This is a genomic window from Promicromonospora sp. NPDC050262 (assembly GCF_040655935.1).
In the GTDB taxonomy this organism is placed as follows: domain Bacteria; phylum Actinomycetota; class Actinomycetes; order Actinomycetales; family Cellulomonadaceae; genus Promicromonospora.
The window spans coordinates 19,987-41,459 of sequence record NZ_JBFAKX010000026.1; the positions used below are offsets into that span (position 1 = coordinate 19,987).

Here is a 21,473-nt window from a genome sequence, read left to right on the forward strand (position 1 = left end):
GGGCCGTGGAACTACCGGGCCCGGGCACGACAATGCCCCGGGCCCTGAGGACCCGGGGCAAGATCGCCGGTCATACCGTGCAGCGCCTTCGGCTCAGACGTTGAAGCCCAACATCCGCAGCTGCTCCTTGCCGTCGTCCGTGATCTTCTCCGGACCCCACGGCGGCATCCAGACCCAGTTCACGCGGAACCCGTCCACGAGACCTTCGAGCGCCTGGGCGCTCTGGTCCTCGATGACGTCGGTCAGCGGGCACGCCGCCGACGTGAGCGTCATGTCGATGGTCGCGTGGTTGTTCTGGTCCACCTGGATGCCGTAGATCAGGCCCAGGTCCACGACGTTGATGCCCAGCTCGGGGTCGATCACGTCGCGCATGGCCTCCTCGACGTCCACCACGGTGGTGGGCGAGGGGCCTACGCCCTCGGCCGGAGCGGCCGGGGCATCCTGCCCGACGTCGGTGCTCGCCTCAGTCATCGGTCTCTCCTCAGCTCGTGGCCAGCGCGCCGCTGCGCGCCAGCGAGTCCTTGAGCGCCGCCCAGCCGAGCAGCGCGCACTTGATCCGGGCGGGGTACTGCGAGACGCCGGTGAAGGCGGTCGCGTCGCCGAGGGCGTCCTCGGCGTCGTCGTCGCCCAGGCCCTTGCCGCGGGACGACATCAGGTCGTGGAACAGGCCGTCCAGCCGCGCCACCTCGTCGAGGTCCGCGCCCTCGACGAGCGAGGTCATGACCGACACGGACGCCTGCGAGATGGAGCATCCCTGCCCCTCCCACGAGACGCCCGCCACGGACCCCTCCGGCGTGACGTCGACCCGGAGGGTCACCTCGTCACCGCACGTGGGGTTCACCTGGTGCGACTCCCCCGCGAGGTGTCCCTCCACCGACGCGAGGTCGACGAGCCCACGGCCCACCGGGTACTTCGCGTGGTCCAGGATCACCTGCTGGTACATCTGCTCGAGCGTGCTCACGACGCTGCCTTTCTAGATCTCACCGAAGAAATCACTCTGCTCCGAAGAACGCGCGGACCCCCGCCAACGCTTCCCGGAACGCCACAACTTCTTCGACCGTGGTGTAGACCGACGCCGAGGCGCGCGCCGTGGCGGCCACGCCGAACCGGCGGTGCAGCGGCTGCGCGCAGTGGTGCCCCACCCGCACGGCGATGCCCTTGTCGTCGAGCACCTGCCCGACGTCGTGCGCGTGCACGCCGTCGACCACGAACGAGACCACGGCGAGCCGGTCGGCCGTGTCGAGCGGGCCGATCACCCGGACGCCCGGGATGTCGGCGATCTTGAGCATCTCGGCGGCCAGCTCGGTCTCGTGCCGGGCCACGCCCGCCATGCCGAGCTCCCCGAGGTACTCCGCCGCACAGCCCATGCCGACGGCCTGGGCCACCATCTGGGTGCCCGCCTCGAACCGCTGCGGCGGCGGCGCGTAGGTGGTCGCCTCCATGGTCACGACCTCGACCATGGACCCGCCGGTGACGGTGGGCGGCATGGCCTCCAGCAGCTCGCGCCGCCCGTACAGGGCGCCGACGCCGGTGGGGCCGAGCATCTTGTGCCCGCTGAACGCGGCGAAGTCGACGCCGAGCTCGTGGAGGTCCACGGGCATGTTCGGCACGGACTGGCACGCGTCGAGCACGGTGAGCGCGCCGACCCGGCGGGCCGCCGCGACGAGCGTGGCGACGGGCGCGATCGCGCCGGTCACGTTCGACACGTGCCCGAAGGCCAGCACGCGGGTGCGCTCGGTGACGATCGAGTCGAGGCCCGAGAGGTCGAGCCGGCCGTCGTCGGCCACCGGGATCCAGCGCAGGACGGCGCCCGTCCGGGCGGCCAGCTCCTGCCACGGGACGAGGTTGGCGTGGTGCTCCGCCTCGGTGACCACGATCTCGTCGCCCGGCGCGAGCCGGAACCGCGCAGCTGCCTCTCCCCCGCGACCCAGGGTCGCGTTGGAGAAGGCGTAGGCCACGACGTTGATCGCCGCGGTGGCCCCCGGCTGCCAGACGATCTCGCCCTCGTCGGCGCCCACGAACGCGGCGACCGCCGCGCGCGCCTGCTCGAACGCCTCGGTGGCCTCCTCGGCGAGCTGGTGCGCGCCGCGGTGGACCGCGGCGTTGCGCTGCTCGTAGAAGTCCACCTCGGTGTCCAGCACCACCTGGGGTTTCTGGGACGTCGCGGCGGAGTCCAGGTACACGAGGGGCTTGCCACCCCGCACCGTGCGCTCGAGCAGCGGGAAGTCCGCCCGGACGGCGGCGAGCTCGGTGGTGGAGAGCGATCCGCTCTCGGCAGCCTGCAACGCCGGGTCGCCCGGTCGCACGGTGGCGGTGGTGGTCATCATGTCCCCTCGAAGTGCCTCAGCGGTCGGTCAGGCCGAGACCGTCGTGTTCGCGCCGACGTACTTGTCGTAGCCCTCTTCCTCGAGGCGGTCGGCCAGCTCGGAACCGCCCTCCTCGGCGATCTTGCCGTCGACGAAGACGTGCACGAAGTCGGGCTTGATGTAGCGCAGGATCCGCGTGTAGTGCGTGATGAGCAGGATCCCGATGTCGGTGTTGTCCTTGGCCCGGTTCACGCCCTCCGACACGATGCGCAGCGCGTCGACGTCGAGGCCCGAGTCGGTCTCGTCGAGGATGGCGAAGCGCGGCTTGAAGAGCTCCATCTGCAGGATCTCGTGGCGCTTCTTCTCACCGCCGGAGAAGCCCTCGTTCACGGAGCGCTCGGCGAAGGCCGGGTCCATGCGCAGGTTCTCCATCGCACCCTTGACCTCCTTGCCCCACGTACGCAGGGCGGGGGCGGTGCCGTCGATGGCGGTCTTGGCGGTGCGCAGGAAGTTCGCGACGGAGACGCCGGTGACCTCGACCGGGTACTGCATGGCCAGGAACAGGCCGGCGCGGGCGCGCTGGTCAACGGTCATCTCCAGCAGGTTCTCGCCGTCGAGCGTGACGGTGCCCGAGGTGACGGTGTACTTGGGGTGGCCGGCGAGCGCCGAGGCCAGGGTGGACTTGCCCGAGCCGTTGGGGCCCATGATCGCGTGGGTCTCACCGCTGGCGATCGTCAGGTCGACGCCGCGCAGGATCGGCTTGGGGCCTTCCTTGGTCTCGACGCTGACATGCAGGTCGCGGATCTCGAGGGTGGGCATATCTGTTACTCCAGGGTTGCGAAGTCAGTGGTTCAGGAGACGGGGACGGTCACGTCGATGTCGACGAGCACACGCTCGCCGTCGACGGTCACCGGGTAGACGGGCACGGGGCGCACCGCCGGGAGCTGGACGGGCATGCCGGTCCGCAGGTCGAACTGGGAGCCGTGCAGCCAGCACTCCACGAGGCAGCCCTCGACCTCGCCGTCGGACAGCGAGACGGCGCCGTGCGAGCAGACGTCCGAGATGGCGTGGAAGTTGCCGTCGGCGTCGCGGGCCACCGCGACCGCGACCGGGGCGCCGTCGGCGCCGTCGAGCTCCACGAGCATCGCCTCCTCCGGTCCCAGGTCGTCGGTCATGCAGGCCAGCTGCGCGGTCATGCGGTCGGAGCCTCGGCGGCCGGCGCCCCGGTGATGACGCTCATCGACTTCTCCAGCTCGGCCTCGATGGAGGCCAGCAGGCGCTCCTCGACCGACGGGACGCCGATCTCGTGGATGAGCTCGGCGAAGAAGCCGCGCACGACGAGACGACGGGCCTCGATCTCGGGGATGCCCCGGGCCTGGAGGTAGAAGAGCTGCTCGTCGTCGAAGCGACCGGTGGCGCTGGCGTGGCCCGCGCCGGCGATCTCGCCGGTCTCGATCTCGAGGTTCGGCACGGAGTCCGCGCGCGCGCCGTCCGTGAGGACCAGGTTGCGGTTGAGCTCGTAGGTGTCGGTGTTCTCGGCGTTCGCGCGGATCAGCACGTCACCCACCCACACGGTGTGCGCGCCGGAGCCCTGCAGGGCGCCCTTGTAGGTCACACGGGACTTGCACTCCGGCACCGCGTGGTCCACGAAGAGGCGGTGCTCCTGGTGCTGGTCGGTGTCCGCGAAGTAGAGGCCCACCATCTCGACGTCGCCGCCCTCGGCGGTGAACTCGGCGTCCGGCGTGATGCGCACGACGTCGCCGCCGAACGTCACCACGACGTGCTTGAGCTTCGCGTCGCGGCCCAGTCGGGCGCGGTGCGACGAGGCGTGCACGGCACCCTCGGCCCAGTCCTGCACGCTGACGACGGTCAGGTGCGCGCCGTCCTCGACCACGATCTCGACGGTCTCGGCGAGCGAGCCGACGCCGTTGTGGTCGATGACCACGACGGCCTCGGAGTGCCGCTCCGCGCGGACCAGCACGTGGGCGGCGGTCGCGTCGGTCGACACGCCCTCCAGGCGCACGGAGGTGACGTCGGAGGCCACGGCCTCGGCCGGGATCGTCACCACGGTGGCCTGCTCGAAGGCGTTCCACGCGGTCACGGCGGTGCGGTCGCCGGGCTTGCCGGCGGTGCCCAGGCGGGCGTCGTCGCGGGCGACGGTCTCCACCTTGACCTCGGGCGCGGCGGTCACCTGGACCGTGACGCCCGAGGAGCCCAGGTCCGCCTGGAACAGCGGCTGGAGGCGGTCGGCCGGGGAGAAGCGCCACTCCTCCTCGCGGCCGTTCGGCACGGGGATGTCCTCCAGGGAGAACGACGTGAGGCGCTCTGCTCGCGAGCCCTGGGGCTTGACGGCGCCGTGGGAGTGGGCGCCGTCGGCAACAGCGCGCGAGTGATCGGTCGTGAGAGTCATGTCAGCCGACGGACCCTTCCATCTGCAGCTCGATGAGGCGGTTGAGCTCGAGTGCGTACTCCATGGGCAGCTCGCGCGCGATGGGCTCGACGAACCCGCGCACGATCATGGCCATGGCCTCGGTCTCCTCCATACCCCGGGACATGAGGTAGAACAGCTGGTCCTCGCTCACCCGCGAGACTGTGGCCTCGTGACCCATGGACACGTCGTCCTCGCGGACGTCCACGTACGGGTAGGTGTCGCTGCGGGAGATCTGGTCCACCAGCAGCGCGTCGCAGAGGACGTTGGACGCGGAGTGGGTGGCACCCTCGAGCACCTGCACCAGACCGCGGTACGACGTGCGGCCGCCGCCGCGCGCCACGGACTTGCTGACGATCGACGACGACGTGTTCGGCGCCGCGTGGACCATCTTGGCGCCGGCGTCCTGGTGCTGGCCCTCGCCCGCGAAGGCGATGGACAGCGTCTCGCCGCGGGCGTGCTCGCCCAGCAGGTAGATCGCCGGGTACTTCATGGTGACCTTCGAGCCGATGTTGCCGTCGACCCACTCCATGGTGGCGCCCTCGGCGGCCGTGGCCCGCTTGGTCACGAGGTTGTACACGTTGTTCGACCAGTTCTGGATCGTCGTGTAGCGAACGCGCGCGTTCTTCTTGACGACGATCTCGACGACGGCCGAGTGCAGGGAGTCCGACGTGTAGATCGGCGCCGTGCAGCCCTCGACGTAGTGCACGTACGAGCCCTCGTCGGCGATGATCAGCGTGCGCTCGAACTGGCCCATGTTCTCGGTGTTGATCCGGAAGTAGGCCTGGAGCGGGATCTCCACGTGCACGCCCGGCGGCACGTAGACGAACGAGCCGCCCGACCAGACGGCCGAGTTCAGCGCGGCGAACTTGTTGTCGCCCGACGGGATGACCGTGCCGAAGTACTCCTGGAAGAGCTCCGGGTAGTCGCGCAGGCCGGTGTCGGTGTCGACGAAGATGACGCCCTGCTCCTCCAGGTCCTCGCGGATCTGGTGGTAGACGACCTCGGACTCGTACTGCGCGGCGACACCGGCGACGAGACGCTGCTTCTCCGCCTCCGGGATGCCGAGCCGGTCGTACGTGGCCTTGATGTCCTCGGGCAGCTCCTCCCAGGACGTGGCCTGCTTCTCCGTGGAGCGCACGAAGTACTTGATCTTGTCGAAGTCGATGCCCGACAGGTCGGAGCCCCAGCTCGGCATCGGCTTCTTGCCGAACAGGCGCAGTGCCTTGAGCCGCTGGTTCAGCATCCACTCGGGCTCGCTCTTGAGCGCCGAGATGTTGCGGACCACTTCCTCGCTCAGGCCTCGCTGCGCGGACATGCCCGCGGCGTCGCTGTCGTGCCAGCCGTACTCGTAAGAGCCGATGCTGGCGATGATCTCATCGTCGGAGCGCTGCTCTGGCGCTTGCGTTTCTGCGCTCATCACTTTCCTTCGGTGGGGGTCGTCGCGGGGAAGGACCTCGGGACGCCCGCGCCCTGGTGGGCGGAGACGTTCACGGGGATGTTGGTCGTGCAAGCATGTGCGCCGCCGGCGATGGTCGCCAGCCGCTGGACGTGCGAGCCCAGCAGCTCGCTGAACGCGCGGGCCTCCTGCTCGCACAGCTCGGGGAACTCCTCGGCCACGTGCTGCACCGGGCAGTGCCCCTGGCAGAGCTGGACGGCGGGCGCCACGACACCGGCCGCGGGGCCGGTCAGCGGCGCCGGCACCGGCCGCACGGAGGCGGCGTAGCCGTCCGCCGACAGGAGCTGGACGAGCTGGGCGGCGCGACCCTCGGCGTCGGACGCCGTGAGGTGCGGTGCGTAGCTGCGCGCGACGGCGTCGAACCGCTCCTTGGCGAAGCCGGCCACCGCCTCGCTGCCACCGGTCTCCTTGAGGAACCGCAGCACCTGCCGGGCGATCTCCTGGTAACCGCCCGCCAGCTCGGACTGGCCGCCGCTCGTGACGACGTACCGCCGCGCGGGGCGCCCGCGCCGGGGGGTGCCCGACGGCGTGGCCTCGTGGACGGTGATCTTGCCGTCCTCCTCCAGGAGCGTGAGGTGCCGGCGCACGGCCGGGGCCGTCAGCTCAAGCACGGCTGCCAGCGCGCCCGCCGTGACCGGTCCGCGGGAGGCGACGAGCTCGAGCACGCGCCGTCGCGTGGTGCCGTCGGTCTCGTGGGTCGCCGCGTGGTGGCTCGCCACGTGCCCGGCGGGTGCCTGTGCCGGTGCGCTCATGCTGGTCACCTCCCTCACGTCGGTCCACGGGCATGCTTCGCCCCGTTTGCACGCCTTCGTAGACGCAATGCTTTTGAGAACATCCTTGTTCCCTAATTCGAGATGCGCAAGGAAGGCGACCCTCAGTTGGTGGCGATCGCGACACATCTCACACGCGAGGTCCACGCCCAGGCCACGCCGGACGACGTCGTCCGCGCGCGCCGCCGCCTACGATTGTGCGGTGCCCCTGTCCGACGCGCCCGCGATCGACCCCGCCCAGGCGGCCACCGCGGACGCCGCCACAGCCAGCCCCGCCGGTGCCGACCACGAGGTCGCCGTCCAGGTGCGCGGACTCGTCAAACGCTACGACGGCCGCGCCGTCGTCGACGGCCTGGACCTGACCGCCCGCCAGGGCGCCGTCACCGCCGTCCTGGGCCCCAACGGAGCGGGCAAGACGACCACCATCGAGTGCTGCGAGGGCCTGCGCTCCCCCGACGGAGGCACCGTCCGCGTGCTGGGCCACGACCCTGTGGCGGACGCCCGGGCGCTGCGCCCCCGCGTCGGCGTCATGCTGCAGGACGGCGGCCTGCCCACCGGGGTGCGCGCCCTGGAGCTGCTGCGGCACGTCGCCGCCATGTACGCCGCACCCCGCCCCGTCGACGAGCTCGCCGAACGCCTCGGCCTGCACGGCTTCGCGCGGACTACGGTGCGCCGCCTGTCGGGCGGGCAGCGGCAGCGTGTCGCGCTCGCCGCGGCCGTGGTCGGGCGGCCCGACGTCGTGTTCCTCGACGAGCCGAGCGCCGGCATGGACCCCCAGAGCCGGCGTGCCGTCTGGGACCTCGTGCGCGAGCTGCGGTCCGACGGCGTCGCCATCGTGCTGACCACCCACCTCATGGACGAGGCCGCCGACCTCGCCGACCATGTGCACGTCGTGGACCACGGCCGTGTGATCGCCTCCGGGAGCGTCCGCGAGCTGACGTCCGGGAGCGGTGCGGGCCCGAGCTCGATCCGCGTCGAGGCCTCGCCGGGACTGGACCTGGCGACCCTGCGGTCCGCGCTGCCGGGCTCCTGGGACGCGAGCGAGGGCGAGGCCGGGGTCTACACCCTGACCGGGGCCGTCGACCCGGCGGCCGTCGCCGCCGTCACCGGATGGCTCGCCGGGCAGGGCGTGCTGGCCCGGTCGGTCACCACCGGCAGCCGCACCCTCGAGGACGTGTTCCTCGACCTCACCGGAAGGCACCTGCGATGAGCGCGCCCACCGCGCGGGTCGAGCCCGCCGCCGCGCCGGTCGCGCGCCGGATCGTCGCCCAGGCCTCGTTCGAGACGCGCGCGATCCTGCGCAACGGCGAGCAGCTCCTCGTGACGATCGTGCTGCCCGTCCTGGTGCTCTTCGCCCTGGTGCGCACGTCGTTCATCGACCTGGACACGCACGGGTTCTCGCGCGTCGACTTCGTGACGCCGGGCGTGCTGGCGCTCGCCGTGATGTCCACGGCGTTCACGTCCCAGGCGATCGCCACCGCCTTCGACCGGCGCAACGGCGTGCTGCGGCTGATGGCCACCACGCCGTTGGGCCGGTCCGGGCTGCTGGCCGGCAAGGTGCTCGGCGTGCTCGCCGTCGAGGTCGTGCAGGTGGTCGTCATCTGCGGCGTCGCGGTGGCGCTCGGGTGGCGGCCGGAGCTCGGGGCGCTGCCCGCCGTCGTCGGCGCGGGGCTGCTCGGGACCGCCGCGTTCACGGCCCTGGCCCTGCTGCTCGCCGGCACCCTGCGCGCCGAGGGCGTGCTGGCCGTGGCCAACCTCGTGCTCGTGCTGCTCACCGTGGGCGGCGGCGTGCTGCTGCCCGCCCAGCAGCTCGCGGGTCCGCTGTCGCACGTCGCGGTGCTGCTGCCGTCCGGCGCGCTGGGCGAGGCGATGCGCGGCGCGCTGCTGTACGGCGCGGTGCCCCCGTTCTCCGTGGTGGTGCTGCTGGCCTGGACCGCAGCGCTCGGCGCGGGCGCGGCCCGCCTCTTCCGCTGGCACTGACGGAAGGCTGGCGCTGACGGGCGGGTGGCTTCGACAGGCGCCGCCTGACGCCCCGCCCTCACGGTCGGCAGTTGGCCCACGGGGTTCAGCAGTCGGCACCGCGCTGTCGGCAGCTGGCATCGAGATCGGCACAGGGCTGTGCCGATCTCGATGCCAACTGCCGAACCCACGGGCCAACTGCCGAAGTCACGGCACAGCAGAGCCCACCGCCACGCCCTGCAACGCGGGCATTACAACGCAGGCCATGCAACGCATGCTCCCTGCCCGGTTTAGGTAAGTAAATCCCCAACCCCATACCCGGGGAGTATGACCAATTCGTAGGGTATGCGGGTGAAATATGCCCATTTAGGGTCTACTTCACCTACATTCCCCAGGGAGGCAGCGTGACTTCCACTCACAGCAACCGTCGTCGGCTGATCGTCGGCGCCGGTATCGCGATCGCCCTCGCGGCGGCCCCGGCGGCAGCAGCCGTGGCCTCGGCGACGCCGGACGAGGCACCCGCGCCCGTCGCGGGCGCGCTGATCGAGGACTCGTACATCGTGGTCCTCAAGGACAGCGGTGTCAGCAAGGGCCAGGTCCGGGCCGCGGCCAGCGGCCTGGTGCAGGAGTACGGCGGCGAGGTGCAGCGCTCCTACACCAACGCGGTGCGCGGCTTCTCGGCGTCGATGTCGGCGGCGCAGGCCGAGCGGCTCGAGGCGGACCCGTCCGTCGCGTACGTGGAGCAGAACCGGGTGATGACCGCGACGGACACGCAGTCGCCGGTCCCCTCCTGGGGCCTGGACCGCATCGACCAGGAGAGCCTGCCGCTCGACGACTCGTACACCTACGGGAACTCGGGCTCGGGCGTGACGGCGTACATCGTCGACACCGGCATCCTGACCACCCACGAGGACTTCGGCGGCCGCGCGGTCAGCGGCACCGACACCGTGGACAACGACGACGACGCCACGGACTGCGCGGGCCACGGCACGCACGTCGCGGGCACCGTGGGCGGCTCGTCCTACGGCGTCGCCAAGGACGTCTCGCTCGTCGCGGTCCGGGTGCTGGACTGCGGCGGTTCCGGGACGTACGACGGCGTCATCGCCGGCATCGACTGGGTGACGGCCGACCACCAGGCCGGCGAACCGGCCGTGGCCAACATGTCGCTCGGCGGCGGCTTCTCGCAGGCCGTGAACGACGCCGTGTCCGAGGCCGTCGCGGACGGGGTCACCTTCGCCCTGGCGGCCGGCAACGACTACGCCGCCGACGCCTGCGACGGCTCGCCGGGCTCCACGCCGGAGGCCCTCACGGTGGGCGCCACCGAGGACACGGACGCCCGCGCCGTGTACTCCAACATCGGCACCTGCGTGGACCTCTTCGCGCCCGGTACCGACATCACGTCGGCCTGGTACACCGGCGACACCGCCACGAACACCATCAGCGGTACCTCGATGGCCACGCCGCACGTCGCGGGCGCCGCTGCGCTCGTGCTGGGCGGCAACCCGGGCGCGACGCCCGCCGAGGTCGGTGACGCCCTCACGGGCGCCGCGGTGCAGGACGCCGTGACCGACCCGGGCACCGGTTCGCCGAACCTGCTGCTCAACGTCAGCGGTCTCTGACCGTCCAGCTCCTCCTCGTCACGGTCACGCAGGGGTCCCGGCATCGCGCCGGGGCCCCTGTGGCGTTCCTGACAGCTAGTCGGCAAAGAATCACACCCGGTGCGGGACCAGCACGGGAGGCGGCGCCGTCGTCGGGCACTAGCGTGGGACCCGTGACCGCACCCGCCGCCCCCGTCTCCTGGCTCGACGCGCTCCCCGGCCGCGTGGACCGCTTTCGCCACTGGACCCGCGCGGTCCTGATCGCGAACCTGATCGGCCAGATCGGCATCATCGGGACCGGCGGTGCCGTGCGGCTCACGGACTCGGGCCTGGGCTGCTCCACCTGGCCGCAGTGCGAGCCGGGCAGCTTCACGCCGCAGTTCCACGAGGCGACGACGCTGCACCCCTACATCGAGTTCGGCAACCGCACGCTGACGGGCGTGCTGGGGGTCGTCGCGGTGCTGCTCGCGGTGCTGGTGTGCACCGACCTGAAGCGCACGGCGTCCTACCGCATGCTCGGCCTGGCGCCGATCGTGGGCGTGATGATGCAGGCCCTGATCGGCGGCATCGTGGTGCTGCTCCACCTGCACCCGGGCTGGGTGTCGCTGCACTTCGCGGTCTCCGGCGCGCTGGTCGCCGTGTCCCTGTACGTGCTGCACCGGCACGGCGAGGGCGACGGCGCCCCGCGGCTCGTGGTCCCGCCGCGCGTGCGCACCCTCGCGTGGGCCCTGGCCGGGCTGACCGCCGTCGTGGTCGTGCTCGGCGTGCTGACCACCGGAGCCGGCCCGCACAGCGGCGACTCCGAGGTGGGCTACCGGTTCGCCATCGACCCGGCGCTCCTGACCAGGTGGCACGCCGCCGCGGTGTGGGTGTTCCTGGCTGCCCTGGCCGCCTTCCTCGTGGCGGTCCGTCGCGGCCCGGCCGAGGTGCGCCGTGCGGCCGTCATCCTGCTCGTCATCACGCTGGCGCAGGGCCTGATCGGGTACGTGCAGTACTTCACCGACCTGCCCGAGCTGCTCGTCGGGCTGCACATGATCGGCGCGGCCGCGCTCATCGCGGGCACCACCCGCGTGTGGCTGACGACGCGGGTGCGCTGACGTCGCGTCCGCGCCGAACCGCACGGTGAGCGCGCCGTGACAGCGGTCTGACAGTCCCGTGCGAGCGGCCCCCCGCACGCTGGGGGCATGAACACGAACGCGATCGAGGCACAGGGCCTCGTCAAGATCTTCGGCGACAACCGCGCCGTGGACGGCGTCGACCTCACCGTCCGCACCGGGACCGTCTACGGCGTGCTCGGGCCCAACGGCGCGGGCAAGACCACGACCATCCGCATGCTCGCCACCCTGCTCCGGCCCGACGGCGGCGAGGCCCGCATCTTCGGCCACGACATCGCCCGCGAGGGCGCCGCCGTACGCTCCCTGATCGGGGTGACGGGCCAGTACGCGTCGGTCGACGAGACGCTGAGCGCCACCGAGAACCTCGTGGTCTTCGGGCGGCTGCTCGGGCTGTCCGCACGCGCCGCGAGGGCCAAGTCGGCCGAGCTCCTGGAGGAGTTCTCGCTGACCGACGCCGCCCGGCGGCCGCTGCGCAACTACTCCGGCGGCATGCGCCGCCGGCTCGACCTGGCGGCCAGCCTGATCGCCCGGCCGCCGCTCATCTTCCTGGACGAGCCCACCACGGGCCTGGACCCGCGCACCCGCAACCAGATGTGGGACACGATCCGCCGCCTGGTCGCGGACGGCTCCACGGTGCTGCTCACCACCCAGTACCTCGACGAGGCCGACCAGCTCGCCGACCGGATCGCGGTCATCGACCGCGGCACGGTGGTCGCCGAGGGCACCGCCGACGAGCTCAAGGCCACCGTCGGCGCCCAGTCGCTCCAGGTCGGGCTCGCCGACGCCGACGACCTCGGCACCGCGCTCAGCCTGGTGCAGCAGGTCTTCGGCGCCGCGGGCGCCGTCGCGCCGGAGGGGCTGCGCGTCACCGTGCCGGTCCCCCACGCCGAGGCCGTCGCGGACCTGCTGGTCCGGTTCCGGGACGCCGGGGTGCCGATCGACTCCGTCAGCCTGGACAAGCCGACCCTGGACGAGGTCTTCCTGAACCTCACCGGCCACGCGGCGTCCGACGACGCCCCCGCCGCCGGCAGCCCCGAGAACACCCGGAACGACACCGAGAAGGTGACCGCATGAGCACCGCCACCCTGGCCCCCGTGCCGCACACCGCCACGATCCAGCCGGCCCGGGTCGGCCTGGCCGCCACCGTCTCCCAGTCGTTCACCATGGCGTACCGCGGCCTGCTCAAGGTGCGGCACACCCCCGAGCAGCTCATCGACGTGACCTTCCAGCCGATCATCTTCACGCTGATGTTCACGTACCTGTTCGGCGGCGCGGTCTCCGGCAGCGTCGGTGCCTACCTGCCGCTGATCATCCCCGGCATCCTGGCGCAGACGGTGATCACGGCGTCCGTCGTGACCGGCGTCCAGCTGCGCGAGGACATGGACAAGGGCGTGTTCGACCGGTTCCGCTCCCTGCCGATCGCGCGCATCGCGCCGCTGGCCGGCGCCCTGCTCGCCGACACCGTCCGGTACCTCGTGGCGACGACGATCACGTTCCTGACCGGCCTGGTCATGGGCTGGCGCCCCGGTGGCGGCTTCGGCGGCGTGGTGCTCGCCGGCCTGCTCGTGATCGTCTGCGCCTGGGCGCTGAGCTGGATCTTCGCCTACATCGGCGTGATCGCGCGCTCGGCCACGTTCGTGCAGGGCGTGTCGTTCATGGTCCTGTTCCCCCTGACGTTCCTGTCCAACGCGTTCGTCGAGGTCGACACCCTCCCGGGCTGGATGCAGGCGTTCGTCGAGGTCAACCCGGTGTCCCACCTGGTCTCCGCCGTGCGGTCCCTCGCGAACGAGGGCCTGGTCACGGCCGACGTGGGCTGGACGCTGCTGAGCGCGGCGGTGGTCGTGGTGATCTTCGCCCCGAGCGCGGTCCGCAGCTACCTGCGCAAGGCCTGACCGGCCGCTGCCCGCCGCGGACGGCTGCGCGGCGTCGAACGTAGGGATCGTCGCCCCATGACTGCTCATGGAGCGACGATCCCTACGTTCAACCACCCGGAACGACCAGCCCAGCCGGGCTCAGCCGGCGACCAGCTCCGCCGTGGACAGGTTCTCCAGGGTCGTCAGGGCGTGCTCCGCGAGGTCGTCGCGGGGGATCGCCGCGATCCTGGCCCGCGCCGCTGCCACTGCGTCCGGCCCGTGCCGGTCGGCCGCCGCGGCGAGGACGGGCTCGCGCCGCAGCGCCATGAAGTCCTGCCGCGAGCCCAGTGCCTCGGCCAGGGCGAGCAGCTCCAGCCCGACGGCGGCGTCGGGCCGCGGACCCGCCGTGAGCACCGCGCCCACGGCGAGGCACACCGTGCCGAGCACGGGGTGGTCGGCCACGTGGCGCATCCACTCCCGGTACAGCCGCACGGCACGACGCCGCACGACGTCGGCCACCTGCCGCGCCCGCACGTCGTGCCCGGCGTCGACGAGCCGCACGATCCAGGCGGACCCCACGATCACCGCCCACGGCGCGGCCGGGGACGGGTCCCCGCGGCCCGCGGGGGGCGGCCCGACGGCGGGCGCCGCGGGCGATCCCGGGCCGGCGGACGTCGCGTCGTCGGCGACGCCCGGCAGGTCCGCGAAGACGTTCACCGCCTGCTCGTACAGGTCGAGCGCCCCGGCGGCGTCACCCTGCGCCCAGGCGATCTCGGCCCGGCCCGCCCGGACCACGGCCCGCGACTCGTCTCCCCCGCGCTCGGACTGGTCGGCGTCCTGTCCGGCCCGCTCGACCCGCGCGCAGATCCGCTCGGCCCCGGCCAGGTCACCGTCGGTGATCGCGGTACCGAGGTCCACCCAGTCGAGCTGCCGCATCGCGCCGTCGGCCCCGATGACCGTCAGGCCCTCCCGCGCCACGCGCGACCAGTGCTTCGCGGTCCGCGTGTCCCCGGCCCCGAACGCCGTGGTGGCCAGGAACATCGCGGCCCCGGCCCGGCTCGCCACGTCGCCGATGCCCTGGGCCAGGTGGTAGGCGCGCTCGGCGCCGTCGAGCGCCTCGTCGAGCCGCCCGGCGTTCTCCGCCTCCTGCGAGGCGACGAGGTGGGCGAGAAAGGCGATGAGCGGGTCGTCCGAGCCGCGCAGCTCCAGGACCGCGCCCGGTGCGGGCGCCAGCAGCATGCTCGCCACCGCGCGGGTCCGCGGTCCCACCGCGTCGCCGTGGTCGCGCAGCACGCGCCGGAGCCGGGCCAGCGCCCGCAGGTTGCCCGTGATCCCGGAGAACGCCGTGGTGGCCGCGGCGTAGGCCAGCGCCAGCGCGGTCATGTCCGCGTCCGCCGCCGGGACGGTCCGGCCCGTGACGGCGTCGAGGACGGCGGGCGCCAGGTCGGCCGCGCGCTCCTCCGCACCGCGCAGGGTCCACGCCCCGCCGAGCGCGACGAAGCCGTGGACGACGACGTCCTGCCGGCCCGCGCGCGCCGCCTGACGGATCGTGAACAGCAGGTTCTCGTGCTCGCGCCGCAGGAGGTCGACCGCGGCCACCTGCTCCGGCCCGAGCAGCCGGGACGTGCACCAGCGCGCCACACCCATGCCCCAGCTCAGCAGCGCGTCGCGGACGGCGTCGTCCTCGCCCGCCTCGGCGAGCCGCAGCAGGCCGAACTCCCGGACCGTCTCCAGCATCCGGTAGCGCACCGGGGCAGGCCGGTGCACTCCCCCGCCCGGGCCCCGCAGCCCGGGGTCCTCCTCGACGACGAGCAGGGACTGGGTCACGAGTCCGTCGATGTCGTCGAGCACGTCGAGCGGGACGAGCCCCTCGGGCGGTACATCGCCCGGGCCGGGCGCGGGCTCTCCCTCGGGTTCGACGGCGGCGCCGGCGGCCGTCCCCGCCGAGGCGCCGGCGGCCGGGTCCACCACGAGCCGCCCCAGGGCCGCGGCCGCGTGGGCGGACAGCCCGTCGGGCAGCACGGAGACCCGGCGCCACAGCTCGCGCTGCGACGGCTCCAGCAGGTTCCAGCTCCACTCGATGACGGCTTCGAGCGTCCGGTGCCGGTCGGGCACGGTCCGGTCGCCGCCGCGCAGCAGGGCGAACCGGGCGTCAAGGTGCCGTTCGATCTCCTCGACCGACAGGGTGCGCACGCGTGCCGCGGCCAGCTCGATCGCGAGCGGCAGCCCGTCGAGCCGGTCGCAGAGCCGGGCGACGACGGCGTCGGGCAGCTGGGCCCCGGGCCGCGCCGCGAGCGCCCGCTGCCGGAACAGCTCGGCGGCCGGGCCGCGTCCGGTCCCGGACCCCGCGCCTCGCGCACCGCCCGAGGCGAGCGGCGCCAGCGGGTACACCTGCTCCGCGGCGACCTGCAGGGGCGCACGGCTCGTGGTCAGGATCCGCAGGCCGGGGGCGGCGGAGAGCAGGACGTCCGCCCAGCGGGCGGCGCCGTCGGGCACGTGCTCGCAGTTGTCCAGCACGAGGAGGGTGCGGGCGGTGCGGGCCCGCTCCACGATGCGGTCGTGCAGGTCGCCGGCGAGCAGCCGGTCGGACAGGCGCGCGGAACCCACCGCCGACACCCCGAGCCCGTCGGCGATCGCGAGCGCCACGTCGTCGTCGGTGCGCACGCCCGCGAGCTCGGCGACCGCGATCGAGAGCCCGTCCAGCGGGTCCGACGGCGTCGTGGCCCGGTCCTCAGCGACCGTGCGCGCCACCTCCTGGGCCAGCCGGGTCTTGCCGAGCCCGCCCGCGCCGAGGATCGTCACCAGCCGGTGCCGGGTGAGCTCGCCCACGACGGCGCGCACGTCGTCCGCGCGCCCGATCAGCGGCGTGGCGGCGGCGCGCAGCCCGCGCACGAACCGGCCTGCGGTCGTGCGCCCGGCGGCCGGCGGCGGTTCGACGGCGGTCGGCGGGGCACCGTCGACACCCTGGACCGACGCCGTGCCGGAAGCGCCCGTCGTGCCCGCTGTGCTGTCCACGCCTGACGCCGCCGCGGCGATGCGCGCGTGCAGCGCGACGAGGTCGGGCGCGGGGTCGGTGCCGAGCTCCGCGACCAGGGCGTGCCGCAACCGTCCGAACACTCGCGATGCCTCGTCGGGACGCCCCGTGGCCGTGAGCGCCGTCATGAGGTCGCGCGCCGCGTCCTCGTCGAGGGGGTCGGCGGCCAGGGCCGCGCTGCCGAGGACGGTCACGGTCGCGGCGTCCCCCGCGGCCGCGGCGGCCCGACGGCGCAGGGTGGTCAGCTCGTCCCGGAGCCGTCCGGCGGTGTCCCGCAGCTCCTGTGCGAGGCCGGGTGTCACGTCGTCCAGCCCGTCGCCGGGCTCTCCGCGCCAGAGCGCGAGGGCGGCGTCGACGACGGCGGCCGCCGCTACTCCGCCACGGGACGTGCCGGGAGTGCCAACCGCGCTGTGTGCCGCGCCGCCGTCCGACCCCGCGACACGTGCGGACCCGAGGAGCTCCCGCGCCTCCGTCACGGCCGCACGAGCCCGGTCGAGGTCGCTCGGGCCGCCCAGCGCGTACCCCGCGGAGGTGAACCGCACGACGTCCGGACGCAGCGAGCGCAGCCGGGAGACGAGGCTCTGGAGCGCCGCACGCGGGTTGGCGGGCAGGTCGTCGGCCCACAGCGCGTCGACCAGGGCCGACACCGTGACCGTCCGGGGCGCGGCCAGCGCGAGCAGCACCACGAGAGCGGCTGCGCGGGTGCCGCGTGGGGCGACCGGACCGGCGTCGGACAGCACGGCCACCGGCCCGAGAACCGCCACCACCGGGTGCTCCCCGAGCGCTCCGGTCGGGGGGCCGGGGTCGACGTGCTGCATGCGCGCCACTCTAAGCCGTGCACCTGGGCCGACGCCCCTGTACTCCCACCGCGGACCAGCAGCGTCAGGTCGGCACGGCGCCGGCGGAAGTCACCCCGCAGGCAGCGTCGGCGGGGTCCACCTCGCGAACCGCGACATGCCGTCGAGCATGACCCGGGCGGGAAGCGCACGCAGTGCCGCGTTCCGCAGCCCGACGAGCGCGGGGTTACCCAGCTGCTCGCCGATCCGCGCGCTCGCCCACGCCGCGCGGAGCACCCCGGAGGTCCGGGGCCGGCGCACCCGGTCGTAGGCCGCCAGCCCGTCGACCACGGAGTCGCCACCAGAGCCACCCGACACCGACGCCGCCAGCACGACGGCGTCCTCGATGCCCTGGCAGCCGCCCTGGCCCACGTTCGGCGGCATGGCGTGCGCGGCGTCGCCGACCAGGGCCACCCGGCCGCGGACCATGCGCGGGATCGGCTTCGGGAACCCGTAGAGGTCGAGCTGCTGTACCTGCTCGGGCGTGGTCGCCGCCAGCACCTGCGGGATCGGGTCGTGCCAGCCGGCGAACGCGGCGCGCGCGGCGGCCAGGTCGGCGGCGGGGTCCCCGGTGGGCCGCCCCGCCGGGCCCACCTGCGTGGCGTACCAGTACAGCCGCCCGTCGCCGAGCGCGATCAGGCCCACCTCGCCGCCCGGGCCCCAGGTCTGGGACATCTCGGTGATCCCGGGGTTGTCGAGCACGGCGAGCCAGGTCGTCGACCCGACGTAGACCGGTTCCGCGGCGTCGGGCGCGACGGCGGCGCGCAGGCGCGACCGGACGCCGTCGGCGGCGACCACGAGGTCGGCGCCCAGCGTGGTGCCGTCGTCGAGCGTGACCACGGCCGGCCGCGCGGCGTCGCCCGGGTCGACGGCCGCTGCCGCGGCACCGTAGGTGACCTCCACGTCGCCGAGCCCGTCGAGCAGCGCCTCCTGGAGCCGGGGCCGGTGGAAGGCGATGGCCACCGTGCCGAGCCGGGCGGCGATCTGCTCCGCCGAGACGTGCACCAGGGCGCGTCCCGCGCCGTCCCGGAGCGTGCCGGGATAGGCCCGCTGCCCGACGGCGCGGACGGCGTCGCCCACACCCGCGGCGTCGAGGCCGCGCAGCGCGTTGGCGAGCAGCACGATGCCCGCGCCGGTGGTGCGCGGCTCGGGCGAGCGCTCCAGCACCCGCACGTCCCACCCGCAGCGTGTCAGCGCGTTGGCAGCGGTCAGTCCCGCGATCCCTGCTCCGACGACGATCGCGCTCCTGCTCATGAGTCCTCCCGACACTCCGAGAACGGGCGGCGGGCCTCCCGTCCGGGACCGCCTCCAACTATTTTCCCCACCGCGAGGAGCTGCCGGTCGGCGGCGGAGCGGCTCCGAAACGTGTCAGACCTCCAGGTCACCGGGGTGACCTGGAGGTCTGACACGTCGAGCGGGTGCGAGGGCTCAGACCTCGGGGACCCAGAGGTCCTCGCCGTTCGCGGGCGTACCGACGGCGCCGACCCCCACCGGGACGGCGTCGGGCACGTCACCCAGGGCGCGCTGCGCCACGGCGCCCGACGAGAAGTTCGCGTAGCACTCCGGGCAGTACCAGTCCGGCGTCGGCACCGGGGTGTCGAAGCCGCCGTACACGACGTCCGGCTCCAGCTTCATGTTGTCGTGGATCGTCTGGCCCCACACGATGCGCTTGGTGGCGCCGCGCTGACCGCACGACGGGCACGACGGGCGCATCTGCGCGCGCTGCGACAGCACCGCGTGCGGGTGCAGCAGGGCGTGGCACGGGCCGCACACCAGGAAGGTCTGCTCGATGAGGTCCGCCAGGGGACGCTCGCCGGTCTGACCGGTGTGGGCGCCGTCGTCGTGCGGGCGCAGCTGCATGACGTCGACGAACCGCTCGCACGACGCGCAGCGCTCCTCGCGGCGCAGGTCCGTGCCCGAGACCTGCTTGTGGCCCAGCAGGCGCAGCACGTGCAGGTTGGGCGACAGCTCGTCGGTCTCGCAGTTGCCGGCGTCGAGCGTGCCGGTCGCGCCGTGCTTGTACTGGTGGGCGATGCCGTCGAGCACCAGGCGGGCGTGCTCCTGCGGCAGCCAGCCGGACGAGCGCGCGTAGGCGGCCGCGCCGTTGAAGAGGTCGTCCCAGACCACGGGCTTGTCCGGGCCGAAGACCTCGTCGCTGACCCAGTCCTCGCCCTGGCTGGCGCCCATGAGCTCGACCGCGGCGACGATGCCCGGCTCGGAACCCACGACGGTGACGACGACGTCACCACGCTGCGGGCCGTCCGCGCCGCCGGGCAGGCGGTGCTCGTGGCTCCGGCTCGCGATGGCGACCGCCTCGCCCAGCCAGTCCTCGGACCAGTTGAGGTAGACGGACGGAACGAGCCACGCCGGAAGGGACGAAACGTTGGGAAGCATGTCGGGTTCGCTGGTCACGCGGGGAGAATAGCGCAGCCCGGTGACGCCGTTATGACACGCCCGGTGAGCGACCTTCGCGACTTACCCGGACACTTACCCGAACTCGACCACCACCTGGTCGTACCCCAACGGGGACAACATCGCCTCGAGGGTCGCGGTCGTGTTCGCGCGGGCCCGTTCGTCCAGGTCGGAGCCCGCCGCGGCGTCCGAGATCCGGTCCTGGGCCGCCGCGAGCGCCTCCTGGCGGGCGTCCGTGTCGGCGTCGAAGAGATCACCCACGCGGTCGACGAGCCCCCGGTCCTCCGTCAGGGCGCGGCTGGCGTCGAGGTCGATGCGGGGCTCGGCGAGCTCCGGCTCCGGCAGCGTGACGGTGACCGTCGTGCCGTCGTCCGAGATCTCGATCGCGTCCTCGTCCAGGTCCCGGAAGTCCACGTACGCGTCGACCGAGCCGTTCACCGCGAGCACGATCCGCTCCCCCGCGAGCCAGCTCGGCACGTACCTCACGTCGTTCTCCAGGTCGACCAGCACCTCGTACTGCGCCTCGGCCGCCACGAACCGCGCCAGGTCGTGCATGCTGACCAGCACCGGCGTCTCGGACCGGTCGACCTGGCCCGTCGTGAACGGGTTGAGCCCGTCGAGCAGCGTCCGCCAGATCGCGTCGCGGAAGTCGTCGCGCAGCGCGGAGACGGCGCCCGCGACGAGTCCGGCGGTCAGCGCCGCGCCCAGCACGAACCCGAGCACGCCCGCCATCCCGGCGGACATCCTGCGGCGCGGTTCGCCCGGCGTCGGCCCGCTGCCGGACGGCGCCTGCTCGGTCCTGGAACCCACCTGCTCGGTCTGCACCTCGGTGCCCGTCATCGCCGCGCCCCTTCCCGGGGAGATACCAGACATATCTCCCGCCAGAAACCACGCTAGCCGCACCCACTGACACCCGCGCGGCAAGCACGCGGCAAACAGCAGGTGGTCGGCAGATCGTCAGGAGATCGGCACCTCGAATTGCCGAATACCTGACGTTCTGCCGACCACCCTGGCCGGCCCCGCCCCGCAGCGAGAACTCAGTTCTTGCGGTACTCCCACGGGGAGTCCACCGGGCGCAACGTCTCCCAGTCGGAGGCCCGCCCGATCGCCGCCGCCAGCACGCCCGCGATCGTCGCCGCGTTGTGCAGCCGGCCCGCGAGCGCCAGCGCCGCGGCCTCCTCCAGGGGCACCGGGACCACGACCATGTCGGCCTCCTCGGCCTCGCGCGTGTGCCGCTCGTCGTCGGGCACGGGCGTGAGGTCGCGTGCCAGGTACACGCGGACGGCCTCGTTGCTGCCGCCCGGCGTGGGCAGCAGGTCGAGGAGCACGTCCCATGAGCCGGCGTTCATGTCCGCCTCCTCGGCCAGCTCGCGGGCCGCCGCGACGTGCGGGTCCTCGCCGTCCAGGTCGAGCAGGCCGGCGGGCGCCTCCCAGAGGAAGGCGCCGACCGGGTGCCGGTACTGGCGCAGCAGCAGCACGTTGCCGTCGTCGGTCAGCGCCACGACGACGACCGCGCCGGGGTGGTCGACGTACTCGCGCCGGACGATGCCGCCGGCCTCACCGAGGTCGACCTCGTCGGAGACCATGTCGACCACAAAACCCTGGAACGGTACGTCGAGCCGCCGCGCGGGGCGGGGGTCGATGACGTCCGTGACCTCGTCGCTGCTCATGCTGTCCCTCCGCCGCGCCTGCCGACGATCCCC

19 protein-coding genes are annotated in these 21,473 nt (G+C 73.3%); 6 read left to right on the plus strand and 13 right to left on the minus strand.

What is annotated here, in order from left to right; genetic code table 11:
- Positions 1 to 93: 93 nt before the first annotated feature.
- From AB0I29_RS25625 to AB0I29_RS25660, 8 genes are read right to left on the minus strand one after another with little or no spacing between them, the layout of a single operon-like run.
- Positions 94 to 471, minus strand: a complete 378-nt coding sequence (locus AB0I29_RS25625; protein ID WP_020012947.1) for a metal-sulfur cluster assembly factor — start codon at positions 469 to 471, stop codon at positions 94 to 96.
- A gap of 10 nt (positions 472 to 481) precedes the next feature.
- Positions 482 to 961, minus strand: coding sequence for a Fe-S cluster assembly sulfur transfer protein SufU (sufU, locus tag AB0I29_RS25630; protein ID WP_285101961.1), 480 nt, complete (start codon positions 959 to 961; stop codon positions 482 to 484).
- Positions 962 to 992: 31 nt separating this feature from the next.
- The gene (locus tag AB0I29_RS25635) at positions 993 to 2,324 is read right to left on the minus strand and encodes a cysteine desulfurase (RefSeq protein ID WP_285101960.1); all 1,332 of its coding nucleotides are present in this window, start codon (positions 2,322 to 2,324) and stop codon (positions 993 to 995) included.
- A 30-nt stretch (positions 2,325 to 2,354) separates the two neighbouring features.
- Positions 2,355 to 3,125 carry a Fe-S cluster assembly ATPase SufC gene (sufC, locus tag AB0I29_RS25640; protein WP_285101959.1) on the minus strand — a complete coding sequence of 257 codons (771 nt, stop codon included), beginning with the start codon at positions 3,123 to 3,125 and terminating at the stop codon, positions 2,355 to 2,357.
- A 32-nt stretch (positions 3,126 to 3,157) separates the two neighbouring features.
- Positions 3,158 to 3,502: a non-heme iron oxygenase ferredoxin subunit gene (locus AB0I29_RS25645; RefSeq protein ID WP_357486865.1), complete on the minus strand. Its 345-nt coding sequence runs from the start codon at positions 3,500 to 3,502 to the stop codon at positions 3,158 to 3,160.
- Positions 3,499 to 4,716: a Fe-S cluster assembly protein SufD gene (gene sufD / locus AB0I29_RS25650; RefSeq protein WP_357486867.1), complete on the minus strand. Its 1,218-nt coding sequence runs from the start codon at positions 4,714 to 4,716 to the stop codon at positions 3,499 to 3,501. Before sufD ends, AB0I29_RS25645 begins: the two co-directional genes overlap by 4 nt.
- 1 nt (position 4,717) lies before the next feature.
- Positions 4,718 to 6,154 carry a Fe-S cluster assembly protein SufB gene (gene sufB / locus AB0I29_RS25655; protein ID WP_285101956.1) on the minus strand — a complete coding sequence of 479 codons (1,437 nt, stop codon included), beginning with the start codon at positions 6,152 to 6,154 and terminating at the stop codon, positions 4,718 to 4,720.
- Positions 6,154 to 6,945 (minus strand): helix-turn-helix domain-containing protein, encoded by a 792-nt coding sequence (locus tag AB0I29_RS25660; protein ID WP_357486869.1) that lies wholly within the window; start codon positions 6,943 to 6,945, stop codon positions 6,154 to 6,156. Before AB0I29_RS25660 ends, sufB begins: the two co-directional genes overlap by 1 nt.
- Positions 6,946 to 7,267: 322 nt before the next feature.
- Here AB0I29_RS25660 and AB0I29_RS25665 point away from each other — a divergent pair, with 322 nt between their 5' ends.
- The 6 genes from AB0I29_RS25665 to AB0I29_RS25690 all read left to right on the plus strand — a co-directional run bounded on the left by AB0I29_RS25665 (position 7,268) and on the right by AB0I29_RS25690 (position 13,527).
- On the plus strand, positions 7,268 to 8,173 hold the full coding sequence (locus AB0I29_RS25665) for an ABC transporter ATP-binding protein (protein ID WP_357486911.1): 906 nt from the start codon (positions 7,268 to 7,270) through the stop codon (positions 8,171 to 8,173).
- A complete protein-coding gene (locus AB0I29_RS25670; protein ID WP_357486871.1) occupies positions 8,170 to 8,943 on the plus strand; it encodes an ABC transporter permease in 774 nt (257 codons plus the stop codon). The genes AB0I29_RS25665 and AB0I29_RS25670 overlap by 4 nt, the downstream gene beginning before the upstream one ends.
- A 383-nt stretch (positions 8,944 to 9,326) precedes the next feature.
- On the plus strand, positions 9,327 to 10,541 hold the full coding sequence (locus AB0I29_RS25675) for a S8 family peptidase (RefSeq protein WP_357486873.1): 1,215 nt from the start codon (positions 9,327 to 9,329) through the stop codon (positions 10,539 to 10,541).
- Positions 10,542 to 10,693: 152 nt separating this feature from the next.
- Positions 10,694 to 11,617 (plus strand): COX15/CtaA family protein, encoded by a 924-nt coding sequence (locus AB0I29_RS25680; protein ID WP_357486875.1) that lies wholly within the window; start codon positions 10,694 to 10,696, stop codon positions 11,615 to 11,617.
- Between the two features lie 87 nt (positions 11,618 to 11,704).
- Positions 11,705 to 12,709 (plus strand): ATP-binding cassette domain-containing protein, encoded by a 1,005-nt coding sequence (locus AB0I29_RS25685; RefSeq protein ID WP_285101951.1) that lies wholly within the window; start codon positions 11,705 to 11,707, stop codon positions 12,707 to 12,709.
- On the plus strand, positions 12,706 to 13,527 hold the full coding sequence (locus AB0I29_RS25690; protein ID WP_357486878.1) for an ABC transporter permease: 822 nt from the start codon (positions 12,706 to 12,708) through the stop codon (positions 13,525 to 13,527). Before AB0I29_RS25685 ends, AB0I29_RS25690 begins: the two co-directional genes overlap by 4 nt.
- A gap of 120 nt (positions 13,528 to 13,647) precedes the next feature.
- Here AB0I29_RS25690 and AB0I29_RS25695 read toward each other — a convergent pair whose 3' ends face one another.
- From AB0I29_RS25695 to AB0I29_RS25715, 5 genes are all read right to left on the minus strand, one after another.
- Complete coding sequence (locus AB0I29_RS25695; protein ID WP_357486880.1) at positions 13,648 to 17,340, minus strand: BTAD domain-containing putative transcriptional regulator; 3,693 nt, start codon at positions 17,338 to 17,340, stop codon at positions 13,648 to 13,650.
- A gap of 90 nt (positions 17,341 to 17,430) precedes the next feature.
- On the minus strand, positions 17,431 to 18,612 hold the full coding sequence (locus tag AB0I29_RS25700; protein ID WP_357486882.1) for an FAD-dependent monooxygenase: 1,182 nt from the start codon (positions 18,610 to 18,612) through the stop codon (positions 17,431 to 17,433).
- A 174-nt stretch (positions 18,613 to 18,786) separates the two neighbouring features.
- Complete coding sequence (locus tag AB0I29_RS25705) at positions 18,787 to 19,770, minus strand: hypothetical protein (RefSeq protein ID WP_285101947.1); 984 nt, start codon at positions 19,768 to 19,770, stop codon at positions 18,787 to 18,789.
- A gap of 75 nt (positions 19,771 to 19,845) precedes the next feature.
- Positions 19,846 to 20,610 carry a DUF4230 domain-containing protein gene (locus AB0I29_RS25710; protein ID WP_357486884.1) on the minus strand — a complete coding sequence of 255 codons (765 nt, stop codon included), beginning with the start codon at positions 20,608 to 20,610 and terminating at the stop codon, positions 19,846 to 19,848.
- 197 nt (positions 20,611 to 20,807) lie between these two features.
- On the minus strand, positions 20,808 to 21,440 hold the full coding sequence (locus AB0I29_RS25715) for an NUDIX hydrolase (protein WP_020012930.1): 633 nt from the start codon (positions 21,438 to 21,440) through the stop codon (positions 20,808 to 20,810).
- Positions 21,441 to 21,473: the final 33 nt, after the last annotated feature.